This window comes from Microbacterium paulum (assembly GCF_015707995.1).
GTDB classification, from domain to species: Bacteria; Actinomycetota; Actinomycetes; order Actinomycetales; family Microbacteriaceae; genus Microbacterium; species Microbacterium paulum.
Genome location: NZ_JAAGRY010000132.1, coordinates 1 through 1,201, shown reverse-complemented (window position 1 = coordinate 1,201; position 1,201 = coordinate 1). Strand labels below are relative to the sequence as shown.

Below are 1,201 nucleotides of genomic sequence, written 5' to 3'. Positions count from 1 at the left end.
GACCTGGATCGTGTCAGATTAGTGCCCCACGCCCGGCCGGAGTGCGGCGATGATGTCGGCGGCTTCCCCCGTTGGCGGGGTGGTCGCGGTGAGTTCGTGTCCGTCGATGGTGATCGTGACGTCACGCAGCGGGCGCAGCGCGCGGACGATACGGCGGACCGTCACGCCGGTGGTCTTGTAGAGGTGCCGGCTGATCGCGAGAGCGCAGAACACGACGGTGAGGTGCGCGTGGATCGAGTCCGCGGTCGACGCGAACATCGGCCTCGCCCGCAGGTCGGTCTTCGCCATCCGGAACGTCGCCTCGACCTGGAACAGGTCATGGTAGGCCGCCACGATCTCTGCAGCGGAAGCCGTCGCGGTGCTGAGGTTGGTGACGTACCCCTTGAGGCCGATGTATTCGCGGGCCTTCTCGACTCTTGCCCAGTTCACGCCGGGCTTGGTGCCGAGGGTGACGAACCGGTCCTTCTTCGCCGGGCGGGTGCCGTCAGCGATCTGCTCGGCGCGTTCGATCTGCTTGTTCAACGTGATGTTGTCGCGGATCTTCCGCTTGTGGGAGTACTGCCACACCACTCGCCGCTCCCGCGCGTTCACACCCGCACCCATGGTTCGGGTGGTCTCGACCGTCTCCCCATCGGTGACGATGTTCCCGACGGTCGCGTAGTGCTCGGCGAGATCGTATGGCGCGGAGGAGGTGCGGGAGCCGACGATGAAACCGAACCCGGCGTCCTCCAGCCGGTTCAGGTTCGCTGCGGACAGCATGCCGGCGTCCGCGACGACCACGACCTCGGTCGCGGAGTGACGTTCGCGGAACTGGTCGAGGACGGGCAGCAGGGTGAGGGTCTCGCCCCTGTTGCCCGCGAACTCGTGGACTTCGAGGGGGAACCCGCCCTGGTCCACGAGGAGGCCGACGAGGATCTGCGGGTCGACGCGGCGCTCTTTGCTCATCCCGACCTTGCGGAGCTTGTCTTCACGCTCCGCCTCGAAGTAGAGGGTGGTGACGTCGTAGAGCACGACGGTGAGCGGGCCAGATCGGGTCGCATGCGCGTAGGCTGCGGCGGCGATCTTCGACCGCCAGTCCTGCTCAACGCTGCGGGCGAGGGTCCGCCACACGGTCGACAGCGACGGCGCACCCGGGACACCGAGCTCGTCCCACACCCGCAGCGTGTCCGCCTTGCTGGTCGGCTCGACGACGCGGGCCAGG

The 1,201-nt window shown here is 67.7% G+C and carries 1 protein-coding gene; it reads right to left on the bottom strand.

The genetic code is table 11. The features are described from left to right. Positions 1–18: 18 nt before the first annotated feature. On the bottom strand, positions 19–1,201 hold a 1,183-nt coding region (locus G3N18_RS15785), incomplete at its 5' end, for an IS1634 family transposase (RefSeq protein WP_196385191.1).